The sequence below is a fragment of the Gordonia sp. LUNF6 genome, assembly GCF_047041125.1.
Classification (GTDB): Bacteria; Actinomycetota; Actinomycetes; order Mycobacteriales; family Mycobacteriaceae; genus Gordonia; species Gordonia sihwensis.
Genome location: NZ_CP178181.1, coordinates 3,026,528 through 3,046,942, shown reverse-complemented (window position 1 = coordinate 3,046,942; position 20,415 = coordinate 3,026,528). Strand labels below are relative to the sequence as shown.

The 20,415-nt window shown below is 69.0% G+C and carries 24 protein-coding genes and 1 pseudogene; 13 read left to right on the top strand and 12 right to left on the bottom strand.

Going from position 1 to position 20,415, the window contains the following annotated elements:
* Window positions 1-211 precede the first annotated feature (211 nt).
* The 5 genes and pseudogenes from rplN to ACK8HH_RS14375 all read left to right on the top strand — a co-directional run bounded on the left by rplN (window position 212) and on the right by ACK8HH_RS14375 (window position 2,461).
* Window positions 212-580: a 50S ribosomal protein L14 gene (gene rplN, locus ACK8HH_RS14395; RefSeq protein WP_006895620.1), complete on the top strand. Its 369-nt coding sequence runs from the start codon at window positions 212-214 to the stop codon at window positions 578-580.
* A gap of 3 nt (window positions 581-583) precedes the next feature.
* A complete protein-coding gene (gene rplX / locus ACK8HH_RS14390) occupies window positions 584-901 on the top strand; it encodes a 50S ribosomal protein L24 (RefSeq protein WP_006895619.1) in 318 nt (105 codons plus the stop codon).
* 1 nt (window position 902) lies between these two features.
* Window positions 903-1,481 (top strand): 50S ribosomal protein L5, encoded by a 579-nt coding sequence (gene rplE / locus ACK8HH_RS14385; protein ID WP_006895618.1) that lies wholly within the window; start codon window positions 903-905, stop codon window positions 1,479-1,481.
* A 16-nt stretch (window positions 1,482-1,497) separates the two neighbouring features.
* Window positions 1,498-1,683: a type Z 30S ribosomal protein S14 gene (locus ACK8HH_RS14380; RefSeq protein ID WP_006895617.1), complete on the top strand. Its 186-nt coding sequence runs from the start codon at window positions 1,498-1,500 to the stop codon at window positions 1,681-1,683.
* Between the two features lie 125 nt (window positions 1,684-1,808).
* Window positions 1,809-2,461: pseudogene (locus ACK8HH_RS14375) on the top strand (DUF6629 family protein).
* Window positions 2,462-2,629: 168 nt separating this feature from the next.
* Here ACK8HH_RS14375 and ACK8HH_RS14370 read toward each other — a convergent pair.
* Entirely contained in the window at window positions 2,630-2,869 is a 240-nt protein-coding gene (locus tag ACK8HH_RS14370; RefSeq protein ID WP_006895614.1) for a hypothetical protein, read from the bottom strand.
* Window positions 2,870-3,030: 161 nt separating this feature from the next.
* Between ACK8HH_RS14370 and ACK8HH_RS14365 the strand changes: the two genes are divergently transcribed.
* Genes ACK8HH_RS14365 through moaA form a run of 4 tightly spaced genes read left to right on the top strand, consistent with a single transcriptional unit; the run spans window position 3,031 to window position 5,679 of the window.
* Window positions 3,031-3,708, top strand: coding sequence for a trimeric intracellular cation channel family protein (locus ACK8HH_RS14365; RefSeq protein WP_006895613.1), 678 nt, complete (start codon window positions 3,031-3,033; stop codon window positions 3,706-3,708).
* Window positions 3,705-4,256, top strand: a complete 552-nt coding sequence (locus ACK8HH_RS14360; RefSeq protein WP_006895612.1) for a molybdenum cofactor biosynthesis protein B — start codon at window positions 3,705-3,707, stop codon at window positions 4,254-4,256. Before ACK8HH_RS14365 ends, ACK8HH_RS14360 begins: the two co-directional genes overlap by 4 nt.
* On the top strand, window positions 4,253-4,681 hold the full coding sequence (locus ACK8HH_RS14355; protein WP_045537144.1) for a molybdenum cofactor biosynthesis protein MoaE: 429 nt from the start codon (window positions 4,253-4,255) through the stop codon (window positions 4,679-4,681). Before ACK8HH_RS14360 ends, ACK8HH_RS14355 begins: the two co-directional genes overlap by 4 nt.
* Window positions 4,678-5,679, top strand: a complete 1,002-nt coding sequence (moaA, locus tag ACK8HH_RS14350; RefSeq protein WP_412475287.1) for a GTP 3',8-cyclase MoaA — start codon at window positions 4,678-4,680, stop codon at window positions 5,677-5,679. The genes ACK8HH_RS14355 and moaA overlap by 4 nt, the downstream gene beginning before the upstream one ends.
* Before the next feature lie 16 nt (window positions 5,680-5,695).
* Here moaA and ACK8HH_RS14345 read toward each other — a convergent pair whose 3' ends face one another.
* The 5 genes from ACK8HH_RS14345 to glp are packed head-to-tail and all read right to left on the bottom strand — an operon-like array spanning window position 5,696 to window position 8,451.
* The gene (locus ACK8HH_RS14345; RefSeq protein WP_006895609.1) at window positions 5,696-5,932 is read right to left on the bottom strand and encodes a MoaD/ThiS family protein; all 237 of its coding nucleotides are present in this window, start codon (window positions 5,930-5,932) and stop codon (window positions 5,696-5,698) included.
* A complete protein-coding gene (locus ACK8HH_RS14340) occupies window positions 5,929-6,174 on the bottom strand; it encodes a DUF6457 domain-containing protein (RefSeq protein ID WP_082083889.1) in 246 nt (81 codons plus the stop codon). The genes ACK8HH_RS14345 and ACK8HH_RS14340 overlap by 4 nt, the downstream gene beginning before the upstream one ends.
* The gene (locus tag ACK8HH_RS14335; protein WP_045537148.1) at window positions 6,171-6,758 is read right to left on the bottom strand and encodes a molybdenum cofactor guanylyltransferase; all 588 of its coding nucleotides are present in this window, start codon (window positions 6,756-6,758) and stop codon (window positions 6,171-6,173) included. Before ACK8HH_RS14335 ends, ACK8HH_RS14340 begins: the two co-directional genes overlap by 4 nt.
* Entirely contained in the window at window positions 6,755-7,228 is a 474-nt protein-coding gene (gene moaC, locus ACK8HH_RS14330) for a cyclic pyranopterin monophosphate synthase MoaC (protein ID WP_006895606.1), read from the bottom strand. The genes ACK8HH_RS14335 and moaC overlap by 4 nt, the downstream gene beginning before the upstream one ends.
* The gene (glp, locus tag ACK8HH_RS14325; protein ID WP_045537150.1) at window positions 7,225-8,451 is read right to left on the bottom strand and encodes a gephyrin-like molybdotransferase Glp; all 1,227 of its coding nucleotides are present in this window, start codon (window positions 8,449-8,451) and stop codon (window positions 7,225-7,227) included. Before glp ends, moaC begins: the two co-directional genes overlap by 4 nt.
* Window positions 8,452-8,632: 181 nt before the next feature.
* Between glp and ACK8HH_RS14320 the strand changes: the two genes are divergently transcribed.
* From ACK8HH_RS14320 to ACK8HH_RS14305, 4 genes are read left to right on the top strand one after another with little or no spacing between them, the layout of a single operon-like run.
* Window positions 8,633-9,043 (top strand): TOBE domain-containing protein, encoded by a 411-nt coding sequence (locus tag ACK8HH_RS14320; protein WP_062365884.1) that lies wholly within the window; start codon window positions 8,633-8,635, stop codon window positions 9,041-9,043.
* Complete coding sequence (gene modA / locus ACK8HH_RS14315; RefSeq protein ID WP_412475286.1) at window positions 9,043-9,801, top strand: molybdate ABC transporter substrate-binding protein; 759 nt, start codon at window positions 9,043-9,045, stop codon at window positions 9,799-9,801. The genes ACK8HH_RS14320 and modA overlap by 1 nt, the downstream gene beginning before the upstream one ends.
* Window positions 9,802-9,847: 46 nt before the next feature.
* On the top strand, window positions 9,848-10,633 hold the full coding sequence (locus ACK8HH_RS14310; protein ID WP_045537156.1) for an ABC transporter permease: 786 nt from the start codon (window positions 9,848-9,850) through the stop codon (window positions 10,631-10,633).
* The gene (locus ACK8HH_RS14305; protein ID WP_375003752.1) at window positions 10,630-11,763 is read left to right on the top strand and encodes a sulfate/molybdate ABC transporter ATP-binding protein; all 1,134 of its coding nucleotides are present in this window, start codon (window positions 10,630-10,632) and stop codon (window positions 11,761-11,763) included. The genes ACK8HH_RS14310 and ACK8HH_RS14305 overlap by 4 nt, the downstream gene beginning before the upstream one ends.
* On the opposite strand, the gene ACK8HH_RS14300 is transcribed toward ACK8HH_RS14305, so the two are convergent.
* The 6 genes from ACK8HH_RS14300 to ACK8HH_RS14275 are packed head-to-tail and all read right to left on the bottom strand — an operon-like array spanning window position 11,731 to window position 20,168.
* A complete protein-coding gene (locus ACK8HH_RS14300) occupies window positions 11,731-12,060 on the bottom strand; it encodes a cupin domain-containing protein (protein WP_006895600.1) in 330 nt (109 codons plus the stop codon). The two genes, ACK8HH_RS14305 and ACK8HH_RS14300, sit on opposite strands and share 33 nt — an antisense overlap.
* Window positions 12,057-13,292 carry an MFS transporter gene (locus ACK8HH_RS14295; protein WP_412475285.1) on the bottom strand — a complete coding sequence of 412 codons (1,236 nt, stop codon included), beginning with the start codon at window positions 13,290-13,292 and terminating at the stop codon, window positions 12,057-12,059. Before ACK8HH_RS14295 ends, ACK8HH_RS14300 begins: the two co-directional genes overlap by 4 nt.
* A complete protein-coding gene (narI, locus tag ACK8HH_RS14290) occupies window positions 13,293-14,039 on the bottom strand; it encodes a respiratory nitrate reductase subunit gamma (RefSeq protein ID WP_412475284.1) in 747 nt (248 codons plus the stop codon). It abuts the gene before it with no gap.
* Window positions 14,036-14,743 (bottom strand): nitrate reductase molybdenum cofactor assembly chaperone, encoded by a 708-nt coding sequence (gene narJ, locus ACK8HH_RS14285; RefSeq protein ID WP_006895597.1) that lies wholly within the window; start codon window positions 14,741-14,743, stop codon window positions 14,036-14,038. The genes narI and narJ overlap by 4 nt, the downstream gene beginning before the upstream one ends.
* Window positions 14,740-16,416 carry a nitrate reductase subunit beta gene (gene narH / locus ACK8HH_RS14280; RefSeq protein WP_062365880.1) on the bottom strand — a complete coding sequence of 559 codons (1,677 nt, stop codon included), beginning with the start codon at window positions 16,414-16,416 and terminating at the stop codon, window positions 14,740-14,742. The genes narJ and narH overlap by 4 nt, the downstream gene beginning before the upstream one ends.
* On the bottom strand, window positions 16,416-20,168 hold the full coding sequence (locus ACK8HH_RS14275; protein WP_412475283.1) for a nitrate reductase subunit alpha: 3,753 nt from the start codon (window positions 20,166-20,168) through the stop codon (window positions 16,416-16,418). Before ACK8HH_RS14275 ends, narH begins: the two co-directional genes overlap by 1 nt.
* Window positions 20,169-20,415 lie beyond the last annotated feature (247 nt).

Below are 20,415 nucleotides of genomic sequence, written 5' to 3'. Positions count from 1 at the left end.
CGCTGAACTGATTTGGCTGCAGCAGGGGGATCGGCCTACACTAGAGCGGTTGCCTGCGGCGTGTGCGCCGCGAGTCGAGCCGCGAACCCACTGCGGCGTCCTCCGGAATCCGGGGAACGCCCAGGCAGGCGCGGGTTTCGATGGTGACAGACCGTGTGCGTCGGGTCGGAAATCCGGCGGACATAAGTATCCAGGTCAAGGAGACTACGCAGTGATTCAGCAGGAATCGCGGCTGCGCGTGGCCGACAACACCGGTGCGAAGGAGATCCTCTGCATCCGTGTTCTCGGTGGATCGTCGCGGCGCTACGCCGGCGTGGGTGACGTCATCGTCGCCACCGTCAAGGACGCCATCCCCGGCGGAAACATCAAGAAGGGTGAGGTCGTCAAGGCCGTCATCGTGCGCACCGTCAAGGAGCGCCGTCGCCCGGACGGCTCGTACATCAAGTTCGATGAGAACGCGGCCGTCATCCTCAAGAACGAGAGCGACCCGCGCGGTACCCGCATCTTCGGCCCGGTCGGCCGCGAGCTGCGTGACAAGCGCTTCATGAAGATCGTTTCGCTCGCACCGGAGGTGATCTGACCCATGAAGATCCATAAGGGTGACACCGTCATCGTCATCGCGGGCAAGGACAAGGGCGCCAAGGGCAAGGTCATCGAGGCCTACCCGAAGCGCGAGCGCGTGCTCGTCGAGGGCGTCAACCGCATCAAGAAGCACACCAGCGCCTCGGCGAACGAGCGCGGTGCGGAGTCCGGCGGCATCGTGACGCAGGAGGCTCCGATTCACGTCTCGAACGTGATGATCGTCGACGCCGACGGCAACCCGACCCGCGTCGGTTACCGCCGCGACGAGGAGACCGGCAAGAACGTCCGCATCTCCCGCAAGACCGGGAAGGACATCTGATATGACCACTTCTGAGAAGGTCCAGCCTCGCCTGAAGCTCAAGTACCGCGAGGAGATCAAGGGCAAGCTGAACGAAGAGTTCAACTACGCCAACGTCATGCAGATCCCCGGCGTCGTCAAGGTCGTCGTGAACATGGGTGTCGGCGACGCCGCCCGTGACGCCAAGCTGATCAACGGTGCCGTCGCCGACCTGGCGCTCATCACCGGTCAGGCTCCGGAGATCCGCCGCGCCCGCAAGTCCATCGCGCAGTTCAAGCTGCGTGAGGGCATGCCGATCGGTGCGCGCGTCACCCTCCGCGGCGACCGCATGTGGGAGTTCCTCGATCGCCTCGTGTCGATCGCCCTCCCGCGTATCCGCGACTTCCGCGGTCTGAGCGACCGCCAGTTCGACGGCAACGGCAACTACACCTTCGGCCTCAACGAGCAGTCGATGTTCCACGAGATCAACATCGACTCGATCGACCGGCCGCGTGGCATGGACATCACGGTCGTCACCTCGGCCACCACGGACGACGAAGGCCGTGCGCTGCTTCGCGCTCTGGGCTTCCCGTTCAAGAGCAACGACGCAGCCGCGAACTGAGATAGGGACAACTGAGATGGCAAAGAAGGCTCTGGTCAACAAGGCCAACAAGAAGCCCAAGTTCGCAGTCCGGGGTTACACCCGCTGCAACAAGTGCGGACGCCCGCACTCGGTGTACCGCAAGTTCGGCCTGTGCCGCGTCTGCTTCCGCGACATGGCGCACGCCGGCGAGCTGCCGGGTGTGCAGAAGTCCAGCTGGTGACTTCCCGCCGATAGGCATGTGACGAGGACCCGTCTCCTTCAAGGAGGCGGGTCCTCGTCCGTTCTGCGGCGCGGCCGAGGGTGAATGTCCGCTGCCGTGCCCGCGCGAGTGGCAGGATTCGACGCATGTGCTTCAGCGCGACTGCGAGTTTCGTGGGCGCCGGTGTGATCACCGCGGTGGGCGCCACCACCCTGTGCCTGGTCCGGGATGTGCGGCAGCTGCCCTTCGCGGCGCTGCCGTTGCTCTTCGGGGTGCATCAGGCGCTGGAGGGATGGACTTGGCTGGCGCTCGGCGACCGCAGCGAGGCGCTGAACTCCGGCGCAGGCGTGCACATGTGGGTGATGTTCGCGTGGGCCGTGCTGCCTGCCTACATCCCGTGGGCCGTGTGGCTGATGAATCGGAGCCACACCGGCGCCGGTTGCAGACGGTTCCGCTGGGAGTCGGCGCGGTGCTCGCGGTGTACATGCTGTATCTCGCGATCCAGCCCGGTATCAGCGTCGCGGTGGTCGACGGCAACCTCGACTACCGGCTCGGCGTCCCGTTCAGTGCTGCCTGGCTGGCCGTTCCCTATGTGTTCGCCACCTGCGTCGCGCCGATGTCGAGCTCGCACCGCTACGTCGTCGCGATGGGAGCGGGCAATCTCGTCGCGATGAGCGTCGCCGCGGTGATGAACGCCGCGGGATACGCCTCGATCTGGTGCACCTTCGCCGCATTCCTCAGCTTGATCGTGTTCGCACACTTCGCGGTGGAACAGCGGAACCGCACGCTCGCCGCGTAGCGTCCAGACACCGATGGCCCCACCGTGTTCGGCGAGGCCATCGGGTTCGGGACGGGATGCGGCGCATCCGTGGTTCACAGGGTCCGGCGGATGTCGGATGAGTCCGATCTCGCAGCCGGTCCGGTCAGGTGCACTGACAGCGTACGGCGCGTCGGCTCCGACCGCAGGCTAATGCGATTCGGACGGGGTGCGCTTGCGCCCGGCGAGCAGGTACACGGTGGGCAGGAGCCCCGCGGAGTTCACTCCGCCGAGCACCACGGTCCAGACCAGTTTCGGGCCGTTGACCTGGCTCTTGTCGCGTGACCGCAGATCGCGGATCGCCCAGACGCGCAGGCCCGCGTCGACCGCGGCCATCGAGATGATCCCCGCACGTGCGGCGGGTGAGAGTTCGGCCCACTTCTTCCTCATGTCTCCAGTCTGCCAGGCTCCGCGGACCCGCGGAGCCGGCGACGGGGATTCCGCTGCTCACCAGGCGCGGTGCCTGCGCTAGATTCACCTCGGGCTGATCGGGCCTCGGACGCCTCACGCGTCTGCCGCATGCAGGTCGAAGACGGACTCGGAGGTGGTCGATGTCGGTGTGGCTGTCCTCGAACCTCGACAACGCCGCGTCGCTGGTCCACCACGGCGGCGAACTGGCGGGGATCGTGGCCTTCGCGGCGTCCGGTGCGCTGCTGTCCGTGCGGCGCGACCTCGACGTCGTGGGCATCGTGCTGCTGGCCGCGGCGACCGCGCTCGGCGGAGGCATCATCCGCGACGTGATCATCGGGAAGACGCCTCCGACGGCCTTCACCGACCTGCGTCTGGTGGCAGTGGCCGTCGCGACCGCGCTCGTGATCTTCGTGTGGCACCCGCCGGCCCGGCTGACCCGATGGCCGCTGGAGGTGGCCGATGCGGTGGGTCTCGGCCTGTTCGCGGTCACCGGCACCGTGACCGCCTACGAGCACGGGCTCAGCGCGCCCAGCGCGGCGATGCTCGGTCTGACGACGGCGATCGGCGGCGGCATCATCCGGGACGTGCTCTCCGGATCGGTGCCCGCGGTGCTGCGGTCAAACGAGCATCTCTACGCGATTCCGTCGCTGGTCGGCGCGGCGGTGACGGCGCTGCTCCTGCACCTCGGCGTCTATCGGCCGTGGGTGGGGTTGCTGTGCGCGGCGCTGGTGACCGTGGTTCGTCTGGCGTCGCTGCGCTACGGCTGGCACGGTCCGCGCCCCTGGTACACCAAGACGGCGCGGCGGGACGATCGATGAGCACCGGAATGAAACGGCCGTGCGGTTCACGCCGCGGCATCGGACGTGGCACGCTCGAAGGTGTGGATTCCAAGCAGAAGCGCGCGACGGTGATCACCGTCTCCGACCGGTCGTTCGCCGGCGAACGCGAGGACGTCTCCGGTCCGCTGGCGGCCGATCTCCTCGGGGAGGCGGGCTGGAGCGCCGAGGTGATCGTCGTCCCCGACGATCGCGACGCGATCTCGAGTGTGATCGTCGAAGTGGTGGAGGCCGGTTCGGGTCTTGTCGTCACGACCGGCGGCACCGGCGTCTCGCCCCGCGATGTGACGCCCGAGGCCACGGCACCGCTGCTGACGCGTGAACTGCCCGGCGTGGCAGAGGAGATCCGGCGGGTCGGCATCGCGGCACTGCCGCACGCGATGCTCTCCAGGGGCGTCGCGGGCATGCGGCGCGGTTCCCTCGTGGTGAATCTGGCGGGGTCGACCGGCGCGGTGCGCGACGGTGTCCCCGTGATCGTGCAGATCGCCGAGCACGCCGTCGCTCAGGCCGCCGGAGGCGATCACCGATGATCGTCCTCGCCCGGATCAGTGACGTCGACCTCGACGTCGCGGCCCATGTGAACGCCGTAGCGGCACCGGATGCGGGCGCCACCGCGCTGTTCGTGGGGACGGTGCGCGACAACGATCCCGACGCGCGCGGGCAGGTAGTGGAACTGGAGTACAGCGCTCACCCCGACAGCGAGCGCATCCTGCGCGAGATCGCGGAGCGCGTCGACCGACCCGGAGTGCGGATCGCGGTCAGCCACCGGGTCGGCCGGCTGCCGGTCGGCGGCGTCGCGATCGTCGCAGCGGTCTCGTCGGTGCATCGCGGTGACGCCTTCGACCTCGATCGCGATCTGGTGGAGACGGTGAAGGCCGAACTGCCGATGTGGAAGAAGCAGATAGAGAGCGACGGCTCGCACACGTGGGTCGGCTTGGGCCGGGTCGCGACATGACCGGCCGCGAGCTCGTCGATCGATTCGGCCGCGTGCACCGAGATCTCCGGATCTCCCTGACCGACCGGTGCAACCTCCGGTGCACCTACTGCATGCCCGCCGAGGGCGTGCCGTGGATCCCGCGTCCCGAACTGCTGACCACCGACGAGATCATCCGTCTGGCGTCGGTCTTCGCGTCGCTGGGGATCGTCGAGGTACGGCTGACCGGGGGCGAGCCGCTGCTTCGACCCGACCTGGCGGACGTGGTGCACCGGCTCTCGGCGATCGAGGGCGCGGACGGACCGCTGCGCGTCTCCATCACCACCAACGGGATCGGACTGGACACGCGGGCTCGGGAACTGGCCGATGCGGGTCTGGAGAGGTTCAACATCAGCCTCGACACGCTGCGACCGGACCGGTTCGCGACGCTGACGCGCCGGGACCGGCTCGACGACGTGCTCCGCGGAGTCGCCGCCGCACAGGTCACCGGCCTCACACCGCTCAAGATCAACACCGTCGCGATGCACGGCGTCAACGACGACGAGCTGACCGACCTCGTCCGTTTCGCGCGCGAGCACGGCGCTCAATTGCGATTCATCGAGCAGATGCCGCTCGATGCCGGGCACACCTGGTCCAGGGCGCAGATGGTCACCGGTGACGACATCCTCGCGGCCTTGTCGGCGGAGTTCGCCCTCAGCGCGTGCGACGACCGCGGCTCGAATCCGGCACAGCTGTACACGGTCGACGGCGGGCCCACCACCGTCGGGGTCATCGCCTCGGTGACCGCGCCGTTCTGCGGTTCATGCGACCGGGTGCGACTCACCGCCGACGGACAGCTCCGGAACTGCCTGTTCGCACGCGGTGAATCGGATCTGCGCGCGCTGCTGCGTTCCGGGGCACCGGACGAACGGATCGAGTCGGCCATCCGCGAGTCGGTGACCGCGAAGCTCGCCGGACACGGCATCGACGATCCCGGCTTCCTGCAACCCGACCGTCCGATGTCCGCGATCGGCGGGTGAGCCGGAGCCGGTGCCGTCAGCCGCCGGCGAAGGGCGGCAGGACGTCCACGGTGGCGTCGGCCGCCGCGACCGTCTCGTCGGTGGCGCGGACCCCGTCCACCAGGATCGAACAGCAGCTCAGCACTCGCTCGAACTCGGGGCCCAGTTCTCCGGACAGCCGAGCCTTCAAGTCGCCGACCGCCGCGGAACCGTCAGCGGTCTGCTCCGAACGGCCCGCGGCCTCCGCGGCTCCCGCGAAGTAACGGATGATCATTCGGCCGATCTCTTCTCCACCAGTTCGTGCACCCGTGCGGCCGCATCCTCTGCCGACATGCCGTTCGCGACGGCGAGGCCGATCAGATAGGTCGTGATGGGGCCGGCCGGGCGCAGGATCGAGTGAGCGACATCGCGGGTCACATCCAGCAGCAGCGCGGTGGGCACCTCGGCCTTATTCAGACCCAGGGCCGGGGCGAGTTCCTGCGCCCAGCGGTCCAGTCCGGGGGGATAGGCGGTCACGATTCGTCCTCCGTATCGACGGTTCGGGTGGTCAACCGATAATCGCGCACGTCGTCCCAGGTGTCGAGGTCGATCGCGGCGCCAGCTCGGTCGACCACCGTGCGCAGCGACAGCCCCGCGGTCAGCGCCCGCATCGACGCGTCGCGCGCACTGGTCAGCGCGGCGACCGCCCGGCGAAGCGACGCCGTCCGGTACCGTCCCGCCAGCCACTGGATCCGGCCGTCGGCGTCTTCCAGGACCACCGCGTCGTCCACGGCGGCGAGAGCGACGTCCCGGAGTTGCGCGACCACCGCCTCGGCTCGGGGCAGGTCGCAGGCGAGCAGCCACACCTCGGCGCTGTCGCCGACGGCCCCGAGTGCCGCGGCCAGTCCGGCCACCGGACCGCCGAACGGGGGATCCTCCCGGATCACCTGCACACCCGGCCGGCCCACGCTCTGCGGTCCGACCGCGATCACCGGGTCAGCGCCGGCGAGTGCGTCGTACACGGCGTCGATCAGCGTGCGCCCGCCGATGTCGATGCTCGCCTTGTCGGCACCGCCCATGCGGGCGGCACGACCTCCGGCGAGCACGATGGCCGCGGTCATCGCACCCAGTCGCCGCTCTTGCCGCCGGTCTTGCGCACCAGCCGGACGTTCTCGATCTCGACCGATTTGTCGAGGCCCTTCACCATGTCGACGAGCGCCAGCGCGGCGACGCTGACGGCGGTGAGCGCCTCCATCTCCACCCCCGTGCGATCGGCGGTGCGGACCGTCGCAGAGACGGTGACGCCGTCGTCGACGATCGCGAGGTCGACGGCCGCGCCGTGCACGCCGATCACATGGGCCAGCGGCAGCAGTTCCGGAGTGCGTTTGGCGGCCGAGATGCCCGCGATGCGCGCCACCGCCAGCACATCGCCCTTAGGGACCGCGCCGTCGCGGAGGGCGGCGACGATCTGCGGCGAGCACCGGACGAAGCCCTGCGCGGTCGCACTGCGGACCGTCGGATTCTTCTCGGTCACGTCGACCATGCGTGCCTGGCCCGCATCGTCCAGGTGAGTGAAGGGGCCGCCGCTCATGACAGCACCATCACGGTGACGGGATCTCCCTCGAATATCTCCACCACGTCCGCGGGCACGATCGCCAGCGCGGAGGCGTCGGCGAGCGAGGACACCAGGTGTGAGCCACTGCCGCCGCGGGAGGCCGGCCGGACGGTCTGTGCGTCGGCCACCGCGGGAAGGATCTGGACCCGGTCGGCGCGGCTGCGCCAGCCCGTCGCGGCTCGCCGGACCACGCGCGGCCGATCGAGGTCGGTGTGCCCGGCCATCTTCCGCAGGGCCGGCCGCACGAACATCTCGAACGACACCGCGACGCTGACCGGGTTGCCGGGCAGGCAGAACACCGGGATTCCCGTGCGTTCGGCGCTCGGGCCGCGCACTCCGAGCAGCCCGAAGCCCTGCGGTTTGCCGGGCTGCATCGCCACGGTGGTGAACTCGATGCCGCCCACCCCGTTCAGGACCGCTTTGACCACGTCGAACGCGCCGACGCTGGCGCCGCCGGTGAGGACGACCGCGTCCACGTCCGGATCGGCGAGAGTCCGCCGGAGGGCTTCCTCGTCGTCCTCGACGGTCGCCGTCCAGCCCACTTCGGCGCCCGCCTCCGTCACCGCGGCCGACAGCAGCACGGAGTTGGATTCCGGGATCTGCCCGCGGCGGGGCGTCTGCGAGGGTTCGACGAGTTCGGTTCCGGTCGAGATCACCGCGACCCGGGGCCGGCGGTAGGCCAGGACCCGGTCGTGTCCGGCCGACGCGATCGCCGACACCTGCCACGGGCCGAGAACCGTGCCCGCCGAAACGGCGACGGCGCCCGCCGGTGCGTCCTCGCCGGATCGCCGGATGTGGGCGTGCGGTTTCGGTTCCACCGTGACGGTCACGCTGTCCGGGGGCGTCGCCAGGATCTCGGTGCCGAGGTCCGTGTGCTCCAGTGGGACGATCGCGTCGGCGTCGGTGGGAACCGGCGCGCCGGTCATGATCCGGACGGCCTCTCCGGCGCCGATCGGCGGGTCGTCCGGACTGCCCGCGGGAACGTCGGCGACCACCTTCAGCGTCGCGCCCACCGCTGCGTCGACGCGCCGGACGGCGTAACCGTCCATCGCGGAGTTGTCGAACAGCGGGACCGGCCACCGGTTGGTGACGTCCTCGGCGAGGACGAGCCCGGCCGCACTGTGAATGGAGAGGATGGTCGCGGGCAGGCGCGACACGGTTGTCTGAATCCGGGAGCGGTGCTCGTCGACGGTGATCACTCGGGACTCCGGTCCGCACGCAAAGGCATGGCCTCAGCCTATCGGCTCGGGATCGGTCGGGTGCGCAGCCCGGGAGCGCAGGCGCCGGTCGCGGTCGGCGGAAGGCCCGGGCGATCGCGAGTCCTCAGATGCGCAGCGCAAGGCGAGCGAGCTGCCGCAGATGCGTATAGGTTCAGTCGTTATGACCGTGTTTCGGATTCGGGAAGCCGCGGACCTCCTCGGCGTCAGCGACGACACCCTCCGCAGATGGATCGAACAGGGCCGGATCGCATCGGGGACCGACGACTCGGGCCGCGCCACTGTCGACGGCGCGGACCTCGCAGGCTTTCTGGCCTCCGCGGAATCGGGGCGCCACGATCCGGTGACGCGCGGCACCAGCGCCCGGAACCGCTTCGTCGGGATCGTCACACATGTTCAGTCCGACCCGGTGATGAGCCAGGTGGAGATGCGCAGCGGCCCGCACCGGGTGGTGTCGCTGATGTCGACCGAGGCGGTGAGGGAACTCGGATTGGAAGTGGGCTCCCTTGCGACCGCGACGGTCAAAGCGACGGCGGTGGTCGTGGAGACCCCGTCGGGAAGGAGTGCCGTCTGATGAAGAAGTTCGTGGCCGCAGTGCTCGGACTGATGCTGCTGGTAGCCGGATGCAGCAGTCAGGAGCAGGCGTCGGCCGGTGCCTCGGCGCCGATCAGGATCTTCGCCGCGGCCTCGCTGCAGGGATCGTTCGACGAACTGGCCAAGTCCTTCACCGCGGCGCACCCGGAGTACTCGGTGGCGCCGATCGTGTACGACGGCTCGCAGGCCCTCGCGACCCAGATCGTGGAGGGCGCCGACGTCGACGTCATCGCCTTCGCGGACCAGTCGAGTCTCACGCCGGTCACCGACGCCGGTGTCACCGACGCGGGCACCGTCTTCGCGACCAATACGATGCAGATCGCCGTCGCGCCGGGCAACCCGAAGCACGTCACGAGCCTGGCCGACCTGACGAAGCCCGGAGTCACCACCGTGCTCTGCGCTCCGGAGGTGCCCTGTGGCGAGGCCTCGCGCAAGCTGCTCGCCGCCGCGCACGTCGACGTCTCGCCGGTCAGCGAGGAGACCAACGTGACCTCGGTGGTCAACCGCGTCGAGGCGGGCGAGGCCGACGCCGGTCTGGTCTACAAGACCGATGTGGCCGCCTCGAACGGCAAGCTGATCGGCATCACTCCCGCCGACGTTCAGGTCGCGGTCAACCGTTACCCGATCGCGGTGTCGAAGAAGGCTCCGTCGCCGGCGGCCGCCGCTGCCTTCACCGCCTACGTCCTCTCGCCCGCGGGACAGAAGATCCTGGCGAAGTACGGTTTCGGCGCGCCGTGACCTGTTCCCGGCCCGAGGCCGCCACGTCGCCACCGAGGCCCCGGTGATGCTGCCGAAGGCGCTGTACGTGCCCGCGTTGGTCGCGCTGGCTCTGTTGGTCGCGCCCATCGTCGGGTTGATCTCGCGGGTGCGGTGGGAGACGCTCGGCGCCGACCTCTTCTCGTCGGCATCGCTGACGGCACTGTGGCTGTCGCTGGTCACCGCGGCCTGTGCGACCGCCGCGTGCGCTGTGATCGGCACCCCGCTGGCCGTGGTGATCGCCCGCGCGCCGCAGCGCTGGGCGTCGGTGCTGCGAGCGACGGTCCTGATCCCCCTGGTGCTGCCGCCGATGGTCGGCGGACTGGCGCTGCTGTCGTTGCTGGGCCGGTCGGGGCTGGTCGGCAAGCCGGTGTTCGAGGCGACGGGCTACAGCCTGCCGTACACCACCGCCGCGGTGGTGGTGGCGCAGACGTTCGTCGCCATGCCGTTCTACGTCATCGCGGTCGAGGGCGCGCTGCGAACCGCAGGCGACGGCTACGAGCAGATCGCCTCGACCCTCGGAGCCGGCCGTTGGCGCGTGCTGTCGCGGATCACGCTTCCGCTCGTGCTGCCGGGTCTGGCCGCCGGTGCGGCGCTCGCCTTCGCACGCGCGCTCGGCGAGTTCGGGGCGACGGCACTGTTCGCGGGGAACTCTCCGGGCGTCACCCGGACCATGCCTCTGGCCATCTACACCGCCTTCAACGGGGTGGGCGTCACGCAGGATTCGGCGGTCGCGCTCTCGTTGCTGTTGCTGGTGAGTACCGCGGTGATCGTGCTCGGGCTGCGGTCGTGGCGAACGGACGCGGTCCGGTGAGCGGGCAGCCGCTCACCGCGCGCATCGAGATCCGCCGAGCGCAGTTCACCGTCTCGGCCGCGTTCGAGGTGCCGGGCGGGGAGTGCCTGGCGGTACTGGGACCGAACGGTGCGGGCAAGTCGACGCTCCTGGGCGCGCTGGCGGGTCTCATCCGGCCGACCGCGGGCGAGATCCGCCTGGGTGGACGAGTCCTCGACGGCCGCGGCCACGTCCCGCCCGAGCAGCGCAGAGTGACCTTGCTCGAGCAGAAGCCCCGGCTCTTCCCGCACCTGTCGGTCGTCGACAATCTGGCCTTCGGGCCGCGTGCCCAGGGCCGATCCCGGCGGCAGGCGCGCGCGGTCGCTGAGGGCTGGCTCGATCGGATCGGTCTGCCCGATGCGGGCGGGTGGAAGCCGCATCGCCTCTCGGGCGGCCAGCAGCAGCGGGTCGCGATCGCCCGCGCGCTCGCCGCCGAACCCGAGGTGCTGCTGCTCGATGAGCCCTTCGCCGCGCTCGATGCGGCCAGCGCTCCGCAGATCCGGCGGATGCTCTCCGACGAGCTCGCGCGCACGGCGACCACCAGCGTCCTGGTGACACACGAGTTGGCGGACGCGTGGCAGTGGGCGAGCCGGTGTCTGGTGATCGAGTCGGGCACCGTCGTCGAGGAGACGACGCCGGCGCAGATGGCCGCGGCGCCGGCTCATCCGTTCAGCGCAGCCCTGGCTGGATACGCGGTGGTGCACGGCGTCTGGAGTGAGGGCGCCCTGGTGACCGGGGACGATGTGCTGCCGGCGGTCGCGGTCGAGGACGTCGCGGACGGGGCCCGGGCGTTCGGGATCGTGGTTCCGCACGAGGTCACGGTGTCCCGGACGTCGGGCGCGGTCCGGAGCCGGGTGCGTTCGGTGTCGGTGCACGCGGGCCGGGTACTCGTCGAGAGCGACGGAGGTCTGGTGGCGCAGACTCCGGTGGGTGTGGTGCCGCCAGGTGTCGGAGAACAGGCGTGGTTCACCCCGACCGGGATGCGGGTTCGGCGCTTGCGCACGCCCGATGAGATTTCGGCTCCCGGACGGGGCTGTGAGCCCCGTCCGGGAGCCGAAATCTCCGCCGGCCCGCCGAGGTCAGCGCAGGGCGACGGTCAGCAGGACCGCTGAGTCGTCGTCGGCGACCAGTCCGTGCCGGGTCGGGGGAATATCGGTGAGGGCGCCGGCGCCCCCTTCCCAGTCGCCGTCCTCACAGGTCAGCCGAACGCGGCCATGGAGGACCTGGAGGGTCGCCTCGCCGGGACTCTCGTGGTCGGACAGTTCGGCGCCGGCGCGAAGCGCGATCACGGTGTGCCGCAGCCGGTGGTCGCTGTGACCGCGCACCGTGCGTCCGGCGCGGCCGGAGTGCGCTTCGCGCGCCTCGGACAGGAGTTCCTCGACCACTTCGGGTAACGACACCGCGCTCATGCCGCCGCCTCCGCCCGCTCACGCTCGGCCTCACTCTTCGGGATGCCGAAGACGGTGAACAGACACGCCGCCGCCGCGAAGGCCACCAGGAGCCCGAGGCCGATCGTGTACGAGTGCTCCACCGCGTTGTAGGTCGCGCCCATCACCAACGGCGGGAAGAAGCCGCCGAGGCCACCCGCCGCACCGACCAGGCCGGTGACCGCGCCCACGCGTGCGGGCGGTGAGGCCAGCGACACCCAGGCGAAGACCGAACCCGATCCCATGCCCATCATCATCGCCATCAGGATGAAGTCGACCGCGGCCAGCCCGCTGCCGAGGTCGGGCTTGGTCATCATCCACACGGCCAGCACTGCGGCGCCGCCGCACGAGATCGCGGTGATGATCCGCGGCCCGAACTTGTCGGAGAGTGCACCGCCGACCGGTCGCATCACCACCGCTGCGATGGCGAATCCGGCGGTGCGGGCGCCGGCCGACTTCAGGTCGGTGATGTCGTAGACGTCGTTCAAGTACGTCGGCAGGTAGGTGGAGAAGGCGACGAATCCGCCGAACGCCGCCGCATACAGGAAGGACATCTGCCAGGTGATCGGCAGCTTGAGAGCGCCGACGAGCTTCGGCACCGCCGACTCGGTGTTCGGCTCCCACGCCGGGGCCTCGCGCATGAACATCCAGCAGGCCACCGCGACCACCACCAGCGCCACCGCGATGATGATGTGCGTGGGGAAGTAGCCGAACCATTCGCGGAACCGCGGCGTGAAGAACGCCGAGAGCGCCGTCCCGCCCATCCCGGCGCCGAAGACGCCGGTCGCGAAACCGCGGCGACTGGGTTCGTACCAGCTGTTCAGGAACGGGATGCCGACGGCGAAGGTGGTGCCCGCTATGCCGAGGAAGAAGCCGATCACCAGCAACATCGGGTACGACTTCAGCTCACCGGCCACCGCCACCAGCATCACGAAGGGCGCCGAGATCAGCAGCAGCGCGGTGAACATGATGCGGCCGCCGTAGCGGGGCGTCAGCACGCCGACGACGATCCGGCCGAGGGAGCCGACGAGGATCGGCACCGCGACGAGCACGGACTTCTGCGTGGAGTCGAGATCGAGTTCGTTCGGTCCGGCGTAGAACACGCCCAGCGGAGCGATCAGGTTCCAGGCCCAGAAGCTGATCGCGAAGGCGACGGTGGCGAGAACGAGATTGCGGGTCTGGGCCGATTTGTCGATTGTCACGGGCGCGGTCATTCAGTCACGGTCCTTCACACCGATGGGAGCCCAGCCGCGGCGGCTCGGCGCGTTGCCCGGGGCCGGGCGCGTGTCTTTGCTGCGGTAGACGATGTACGGGCGGAACAGGTAGTGGATGGGAGCGGTGAAGATGTGGACCAGCCGCGTGAACGGCACCAGCATGAACATGACCATGCCGATCACGACGTGGATGTGGAAGCGCAGCGGGGCCGCCTCCATCGAGGAGATGTCGGGCTGGAAGTAGAAGACCGAGCGGAACCACGTGGAGACGGTCTCGCGGTAGTTCACGCCCTCGCCGTGGGGATCGATCATGCCGACGAGGGTGATGTAGCTGCCAGCGACCAGCGCCGCGACCAGGACCGCGTACATCAGCTTGTCGTTGCGCGTCGTCGCCATGAACACCGGACCGGTGGTGCGCCTGCGGTAGATGAGGATGCCCACGCCGAGCAGGGTCGCGGCGGCGGCGATGATGCCGCCGACCGCTGCCACCCAGTGGTACATCGTCTCGGTGATCCCGACCGCGTCGGTCCACGACTGCGGGATCACCAGACCGATGGCGTGGCCGGCGATCACCGCGAGGATCCCGTAGTGGAACAGCGGCGAACCGAACCGCAGCAGCCGGGACTCGTAGAGCTCCGACGAGCGGGTGGTCCAGCCGAACTTGTCGTACCGGTACCGCCAGATGGTTCCGCCGATCACGCTGATCAGCGCGATGTACGGTAGGACGCCCCACAGAAAGATGTTCATCGGTATGCCTCTTCGCCGGAGTCGGTGAAACCGTTGCTGGTGAAGTCGTCGGTGGTGAACAGGGGAAGCAGTCGCGCGTCGTACGGCTCGAGGCCGACGGTCTCGACGGCGCGCTCGGGACCGGCCATCGCGAGTGCGGATGCACGGTCGGGCGGCGACTGTCCGGGAAGCGTCGCGCAGACGGCGGCCAGCACACCCGCGTACGGGGAGCCCGCGTCGACCAGCGACAGCCGGATCAGTTCGAGGGACGGACGGTTCTCGGTCAGGACCTGAACGCCGCGTTCGGGGTCCGCGAGCGCCGCGAACTCCAGGACCACCGGCAGGTGGTCGGGCAGTTCGCCGTGCAGATCCACCACGAATCCGCTGTCGCGGTAGAGCTGTTTGAAGTCGGTGAGAACCGATCCGCGACGCCGTGTGTCGCCGGCCGACCAGTAGGACAGGTACAGCGTCTGCTTGCGCGAGAGGTCGAAGACGTCGGTGTAGTGCTGCGCGAGTTGCGAGGGGTCGGCCGATGCGGCGTGATCGAGGAACCCGCGCAGGGCGTCGGCGGACTCACCCGCGGCCGTCTCGTCGAGCGCCGACCTCATCAGGTCGATGCGGCCGAAGAACTCGGCGTCGGGGTAGCCGAGACTCCACGCGGCGATCTGATGCACCACGCGGGCATCGGTGCGCGCGGCGGCACGTCGGCGGGGCAGCAGCCTCATGATCCGGACCCGTGCTCGGCGGACTGCTGCGGGAACATGCCCTCCGGGACGCCGTTTCCGTCCCAGTTCAACAGGTTGGTCCGACCGCGCAGAGTCGCGTCCCCGGCGGGCATGTCCGTGGTCTGCCGCTGCTTGAGCGCCTGGAAGGTCTCCACCGACACCGGGATCGGCCGGCCGCTGGCCTCGCCGAAGGAACCGGACTCGTACATGCCGGGTCCGCCCTCCTGATCGAGGGAGCAGGCCATCTCGTCGAGCTTGACGGCCTGCTCGTGATGGGCGGTCGGAATCACGTAGCGCTCGTCGTACTTGGCGATCGCCAGAAGCCGGTACATCTCGTAGACCGATTCCTCGGTCATGCCGACTGAGCCCGGGATGAGCGGGTTGGTCTCACGGCCGAGGTTGACGTCGCGCATGTACGCGCGCATGGCGGCCAGTTTCCGGAGCACGTCCTCGACGACGCCGGTGTCGCCCGCGGTGAACAGTTCCGCGAGATACTCCACGGGGATGCGCAGAGAGTCGATGGCGCCGAAGAGATTGCCGTGATCCTCGCCGTCGTGTCCCTGCTCCGACAGCAGGTCGACGATCGGCGACAGCGGCGGGATGTACCAGACCATCGGCATCGTCCGGTACTCCGGATGCAGGGGCAGTGCCACCCGGTACTTCTTCGCGAGCGCGTACACCGGCGACCGGCGCGCGGCGTCCATCCAGTCGTCGGGGATCCCCGCGGCGCGGGCCTGCGCGATCACCTCCGGATCGTCGGGGTCGAGCATCAGATCGAGTTGGGCCTCGTAGAGGTCCTTGTCGTCGGGAACCGACGCCGCCGCGGTCACGGCGTCGGCGTCGTAGAGGAAGATGCCGAGGTACCGGAGCCGTCCGACGCAGGTCTCCGAGCACACCGTGGGCTGACCCACCTCGATGCGCGGATAGCACAGCGTGCACTTCTCCGCCTTGCCCGAGCGGTGGTTGAAATAGATCTTCTTGTACGGGCAGCCGGTGATGCACTGGCGCCAGCCGCGGCAGCGGTCCTGGTCCACCAGGACGATGCCGTCCTCCTCGCGTTTGTAGATCGCACCGGACGGGCACGACGCCATGCACGCCGGATTGAGGCAGTGCTCGCAGATGCGCGGAAGATAGAACATGAAGGTCTGCTCGAAGGAGAACTGGATCTTCTCCTCCGACTCCTTGCGGATCTTCTCGACGATCGGGTCCAGATCGCCGTACTCCGTCGACCCGCCCAGGTTGTCGTCCCAGTTGGCCGACCACGTGACCTTGGTGTCCTCACCGGTGATCAGCGACTTCGGCCGTGCGACCGGGAAGTCGTCTCCCAGCGGGGCGTTCACCAGCGTCTCGTAGTCGTAGGTCCACGGCTCGTAGTAGTCGCTCAGCGTGGGCTGGACCGGGCTGTGGAAGATGGTGAAGAGCTTCTGCAGGCGCCCGCCGGTGCGGAGCCGCAGATCGCCCTTCTTATTGAGGTGCCATCCGCCCTTCCACTGCTCCTGGTCCTCGTACCGCCGCGGATATCCCTGGCCGGGACGGGTCTCGACGTTGTTGAACCACACGTACTCGGTGCCCGCACGGTTGGTCCACGCCTGCTTGCACGTGACCGAGCACGTGTGACAGCCGATGCACTTGTCGAGATTCATCACCATCCCGACCTGAGCCATGACTCGCATCAGTAGGTCACCTCCTGGCTGCGCTTGCGGATGGTCGAGACGATGTCGCGTTGATTGCCCGTCGGCCCGAGGTAATTGAACGCGTACGTCAGCTGCGCGTAGCCGCCGATCAGATGTGAGGGCTTCACCAGCAGACGGGTCGCGGAGTTGTGGATGCCGCCGCGGCGTCCCGTGGCCTCCGACTTCGGGACGTCGATGGTCCGCTCCTGGGCGTGGTGGACGTAGCAGACCCCGACCGGCATGCGGTGGCTGACGATGGCGCGTGCGACGTAGACGCCGTTGGCGTTGACGCACTCGATCCAGTCGTTGTCGTGCACATCGATCGACGCCGCGTCCTCCGGCGACAGCCACGCGGTGGGACCGCCGCGCGAGAGCGAGAGCATGAACAGGTTGTCCTGGTACTCGGAGTGGATCGACCACTTGTTGTGCGGCGTGAGGTACCGGACGGTGATCTGCTTGCTGCCGTCGGGCCCGAGCTTCGGTTCGCCGAACAACCGATGCATGTCGAGGGGCGGCCGGTAGATCGGCAGCGCCTCCCCGATGTCGAGCATCCAGTCGTGGTCGAGGTAGAAGTGCAGACGCCCGGTGAGCGTGTGGAAGGGTTTGTCGCGCTCGATGTTCACGGTGAACGGCGCGTACCGTCGTCCGCCGCTCTCCGAACCCGACCACTCGGGTGAGGTGATGACCGGCACCGGTGCCGACTGCGTGTCGGCGAAGGTGATGCGCTTCTCCTCCGAACCCTCCGCGAGATCGGCGAGGCGCTTGCCGACGCGGCGTTCGAGTTTGGTGAAGCCGTCCACGGCCAGTTCGCCGTTGGTGGTACCGGAGAAGGTCAAGATCGCTTCGGCGAGCTTGGCGTCGGTGTCGATGGCGGGACGTCCGACGCCCGGTCGGTCGAAGTCCGGCCCGCTCGCGCCGTCGCCGGGCCGGGGCGGCATCACTCCGTTGGACGCCGCCAGTTTGGGGATCTGCGAGGCGATGTCGTAGTTGACGTCCTTGACGGTGAAGCCCAGCTTGTCGGCGAGCGGCCCCACGGTGGCCAGCTTGTCGGCGATGGCCGTGTAGTCGCGTTCCACCACCTGGAACGAGGGCATGTTCGCGCCGGGCATCGCCGGTGCGCCGTCGCGCCAGTCCACCACCCGGCCGTGCGGCTGCGCGGTCTCGCCGGGGGTGTCGTGCTGGGCGGCGGTGGCGACGAGGTCGTAGCGGGTGCCCAGGTGGGTCCGCGCCTGCCGGGACAACTCCGCGGCCAGCAGGTGGAACAGGTCGAAGTCGCTCTTGGCCTCCCACGGCGGATCGATCGCCGGACTGAAGGCGTGGACGAACGGGTGCATGTCGGTGGAGCTGAGGTCGTGCTTCTCGTACCAGGTCGCTGCGGGCAGCACGATGTCGCTCAACAGCGTCGTCGACGTCATGCGGAAATCAGCCGACAGCAGCAGGTCGAGCTTGCCCTCGGGCGCCTGCTCGTGCCACTTCACCTCCCGGGTCCTCGGGGCCTCGGGATTCTCGCTGCCGAGCACGTTGTGATGGGTGCCGAGCAGGTGGCGCAGGAAGTACTCGTCGCCCTTGGCCGACGAGCCGAGCAGATTCGACCGCCACAGCACCAGCGTGCGCGGCCAGTTCTCGGGTGCGTCGACGTCGCTGATCGCCGGCGTCAGCCCGCCGTCGACCAGCTTCCCGGCCACGTACGACGCGGGATCGGTCGCGTCGCCCGACTCGACCGCCGAGCGGGCGGCGTCGGCCACGTCGAGCGGGTTGTCGGAGAACTGCGGATAGAAGGGCATCCATCCCAGCCGCGCCGACTGCGCGATGGCGTCGGCGGTGTGCATTCCGTCGAGCGTGCCCGATGACAGCGGTGAGGTCAGGGCCGACGTGGAGTAGCCGTCGTTGCGCCACTGGTCGGTGTGCATGTACCAGTACGAGGTGCCCGGCTGGGTACGCGGGGGACGGGTCCAGTCGAGGGCGTTGGCGAGTGAGATCCAGCCGGTGATCGGACGGCACTTCTCCTGGCCCACGTAATGGGCCCACCCGCCGCCGTTGCGGCCCATGCAGCCGGTGAGGATGAGCATGGCCAGGATCGCCCGGTAGGTGGCGTCACCGTGGAACCACTGGCAGATGCCCGCACCCATGATGATCATCGACCGGCCGCCGGACTCCTCGGCGTTGGTGGCGAACTCCCGGGCGATACGGATCGCGGATTCAGCTGGGACGCTGGTGATCTCGGCCTGCCACGCGGGCGTGTAGGGACTGGAGGCGTCGTCGTAGCCGGTGGGCCACTGGCCCGGGAGGCCATCGCGGCCCACCCCGTACTGGGCCAGCAGCAGATCGTAGACGGTGGTGACCAGACCCCCGCCGAATCGCCGTGCGGGCACTCCGCGGGTGATGACCGAGCCGCTGCCGTCGGGGGCGTCGAAGGAGGGGAACGAGACCTCGACGGCCTCCGCGCCGGTTTCGCCGAGCAGGGTGAGCCGTGGGGTGACACCGTCCAGATCGAGGTTCCACCGGCCTTCGCCGGACGGTGAGTACCGGTCGCCCAAGGTGCCGTTCGGGACCATCGGCTCGCCCGTCGCGTCGTCAATCAGGACCGTCTTCCAGACGTCCTCGGTGGGGCCGCTCGCCGGGTCCGGTCGCAACTCCTCGGAGGTCACGAACTTGCCGGGGACCAGCGTGCCGTCGCGCTCGTCGAGATGGATGAGGAAGGGGAGGTCGGTGTACTTGCGGGTGAAGTCGGCGAAGAACGGGGTCGGTCCGCCTTCTCGGCCGACGTAGAACTCCTTGAGGATCACGTGACCCATCGCCATCGCGAGCGCCGCGTCGGTGCCGGCCTGGGCGGGCAGCCACTCGTCGGCGAACTTGGAATTGTCGGCGTAGTCGGGCGAGACGCTGACCACCTTGGTGCCGCGATAGCGGACCTCGGTCATCCAGTGGGCGTCGGGCGTCCGGGTCACCGGGACGTTGGATCCCCACATCATCAGGTACGACGCGTCCCACCAGTCGCCCGACTCGGGCACATCGGTCTGGTCGCCGAACACCTGCGGGCTGGCCACCGGGAGGTCGGCGTACCAGTCGTAGAACGAGGTCATCACGCCGCCGATGAGCTGTATGAACCGCGTTCCCACGCAGTGGCTCACGATCGACATCGCAGGGATCGGGGAGAAGCCCGCGCAGCGGTCGGGGCCGTAGGTCTTGATGGTGTGGACATGCGCCGCGGCGGCCATCTCGATCGCCTCGTCCCACGTGACGCGGACCAGACCGCCCTTGCCGCGAGCCCGCTGGTAGGAGCGCCGGCGCAGCGGGTCGCCGACCACGTCGGCCCACGCGAGCACGGGATCGCCGGTGCGGCGCTTGGCCTCCCGGTACATCTCCAGGAGCACTCCGCGCGCATAGGGGTGGCGGACCCGGGTGGGCGAGTAGGTGTACCAGGAGAACGAGGCGCCGCGCGGACAGCCGCGCGGCTCGTACTCCGGCCGGTCGGGGCCGACCGACGGATAGTCGGTCTCCTGTGTCTCCCAGGTGATGATGCCGTCTTTGACGTACACCTTCCACGAACACGAGCCCGTGCAGTTCACCCCGTGGGTGGACCGGACGATCTTGTCGTGACTCCAGCGGTCGCGGTAGAAGATGTCGCCCGCACGACCGCCGTCGCGGAAGACCGCGCGTCTGTCGTCGGTCTCATCCCATTTGGTGAAGAAGCGGCCGACGTCCAACAATGCTTGTGCTGCCGGGCCCTGAACCGAGTCAGACGCTGTCATACGGCTCACTGTAAAACGGGATGTGATGCCGCGCCGGGCGAATTCGGAGGGCGCCGAATTCTCGCGACGCACGGCCGGACGATCCGGGTACGACGGCCATGTGATATGAGGACCAAAGTCTCTAGCCGGACATGCGCGCGCCGCGGGTCAGAGATGAGCTCTCGGCCCGCCGCGGTCGATTTGGGTTCTGCCAGCGCGTTCACTACACTGTTTCAGGTTGCCTGGGTGAAGTGTGCCCCCAGGGCCC

What these genes read in the sequence shown, in the direction of transcription:
- ACK8HH_RS14360 (WP_006895612.1), top strand. Translation starts at nt 3,705, where the DNA reads ATGAGCACCGGAATGAAACGGCCGTGCGGTTCACGCCGCGGCATCGGA.
- ACK8HH_RS14275 (WP_412475283.1), bottom strand. Translation starts at nt 20,168, where the DNA reads ATGACAGCGTCTGACTCGGTTCAGGGCCCGGCAGCACAAGCATTGTTG.
- narJ (WP_006895597.1), bottom strand. Translation starts at nt 14,743, where the DNA reads ATGAGGCTGCTGCCCCGCCGACGTGCCGCCGCGCGCACCGATGCCCGC.
- moaA (WP_412475287.1), top strand. Translation starts at nt 4,678, where the DNA reads ATGACCGGCCGCGAGCTCGTCGATCGATTCGGCCGCGTGCACCGAGAT.
- ACK8HH_RS14370 (WP_006895614.1), bottom strand. Translation starts at nt 2,869, where the DNA reads ATGAGGAAGAAGTGGGCCGAACTCTCACCCGCCGCACGTGCGGGGATC.
- ACK8HH_RS14345 (WP_006895609.1), bottom strand. Translation starts at nt 5,932, where the DNA reads ATGATCATCCGTTACTTCGCGGGAGCCGCGGAGGCCGCGGGCCGTTCG.
- moaC (WP_006895606.1), bottom strand. Translation starts at nt 7,228, where the DNA reads ATGAGCGGCGGCCCCTTCACTCACCTGGACGATGCGGGCCAGGCACGC.
- ACK8HH_RS14335 (WP_045537148.1), bottom strand. Translation starts at nt 6,758, where the DNA reads ATGACCGCGGCCATCGTGCTCGCCGGAGGTCGTGCCGCCCGCATGGGC.
- ACK8HH_RS14380 (WP_006895617.1), top strand. Translation starts at nt 1,498, where the DNA reads ATGGCAAAGAAGGCTCTGGTCAACAAGGCCAACAAGAAGCCCAAGTTC.
- ACK8HH_RS14310 (WP_045537156.1), top strand. Translation starts at nt 9,848, where the DNA reads ATGCTGCCGAAGGCGCTGTACGTGCCCGCGTTGGTCGCGCTGGCTCTG.
- rplE (WP_006895618.1), top strand. Translation starts at nt 903, where the DNA reads ATGACCACTTCTGAGAAGGTCCAGCCTCGCCTGAAGCTCAAGTACCGC.
- narI (WP_412475284.1), bottom strand. Translation starts at nt 14,039, where the DNA reads ATGAACATCTTTCTGTGGGGCGTCCTACCGTACATCGCGCTGATCAGC.
- modA (WP_412475286.1), top strand. Translation starts at nt 9,043, where the DNA reads ATGAAGAAGTTCGTGGCCGCAGTGCTCGGACTGATGCTGCTGGTAGCC.
- ACK8HH_RS14355 (WP_045537144.1), top strand. Translation starts at nt 4,253, where the DNA reads ATGATCGTCCTCGCCCGGATCAGTGACGTCGACCTCGACGTCGCGGCC.
- ACK8HH_RS14365 (WP_006895613.1), top strand. Translation starts at nt 3,031, where the DNA reads ATGTCGGTGTGGCTGTCCTCGAACCTCGACAACGCCGCGTCGCTGGTC.
- narH (WP_062365880.1), bottom strand. Translation starts at nt 16,416, where the DNA reads ATGCGAGTCATGGCTCAGGTCGGGATGGTGATGAATCTCGACAAGTGC.
- rplX (WP_006895619.1), top strand. Translation starts at nt 584, where the DNA reads ATGAAGATCCATAAGGGTGACACCGTCATCGTCATCGCGGGCAAGGAC.
- ACK8HH_RS14300 (WP_006895600.1), bottom strand. Translation starts at nt 12,060, where the DNA reads ATGAGCGCGGTGTCGTTACCCGAAGTGGTCGAGGAACTCCTGTCCGAG.
- ACK8HH_RS14320 (WP_062365884.1), top strand. Translation starts at nt 8,633, where the DNA reads ATGACCGTGTTTCGGATTCGGGAAGCCGCGGACCTCCTCGGCGTCAGC.
- ACK8HH_RS14295 (WP_412475285.1), bottom strand. Translation starts at nt 13,292, where the DNA reads ATGACCGCGCCCGTGACAATCGACAAATCGGCCCAGACCCGCAATCTC.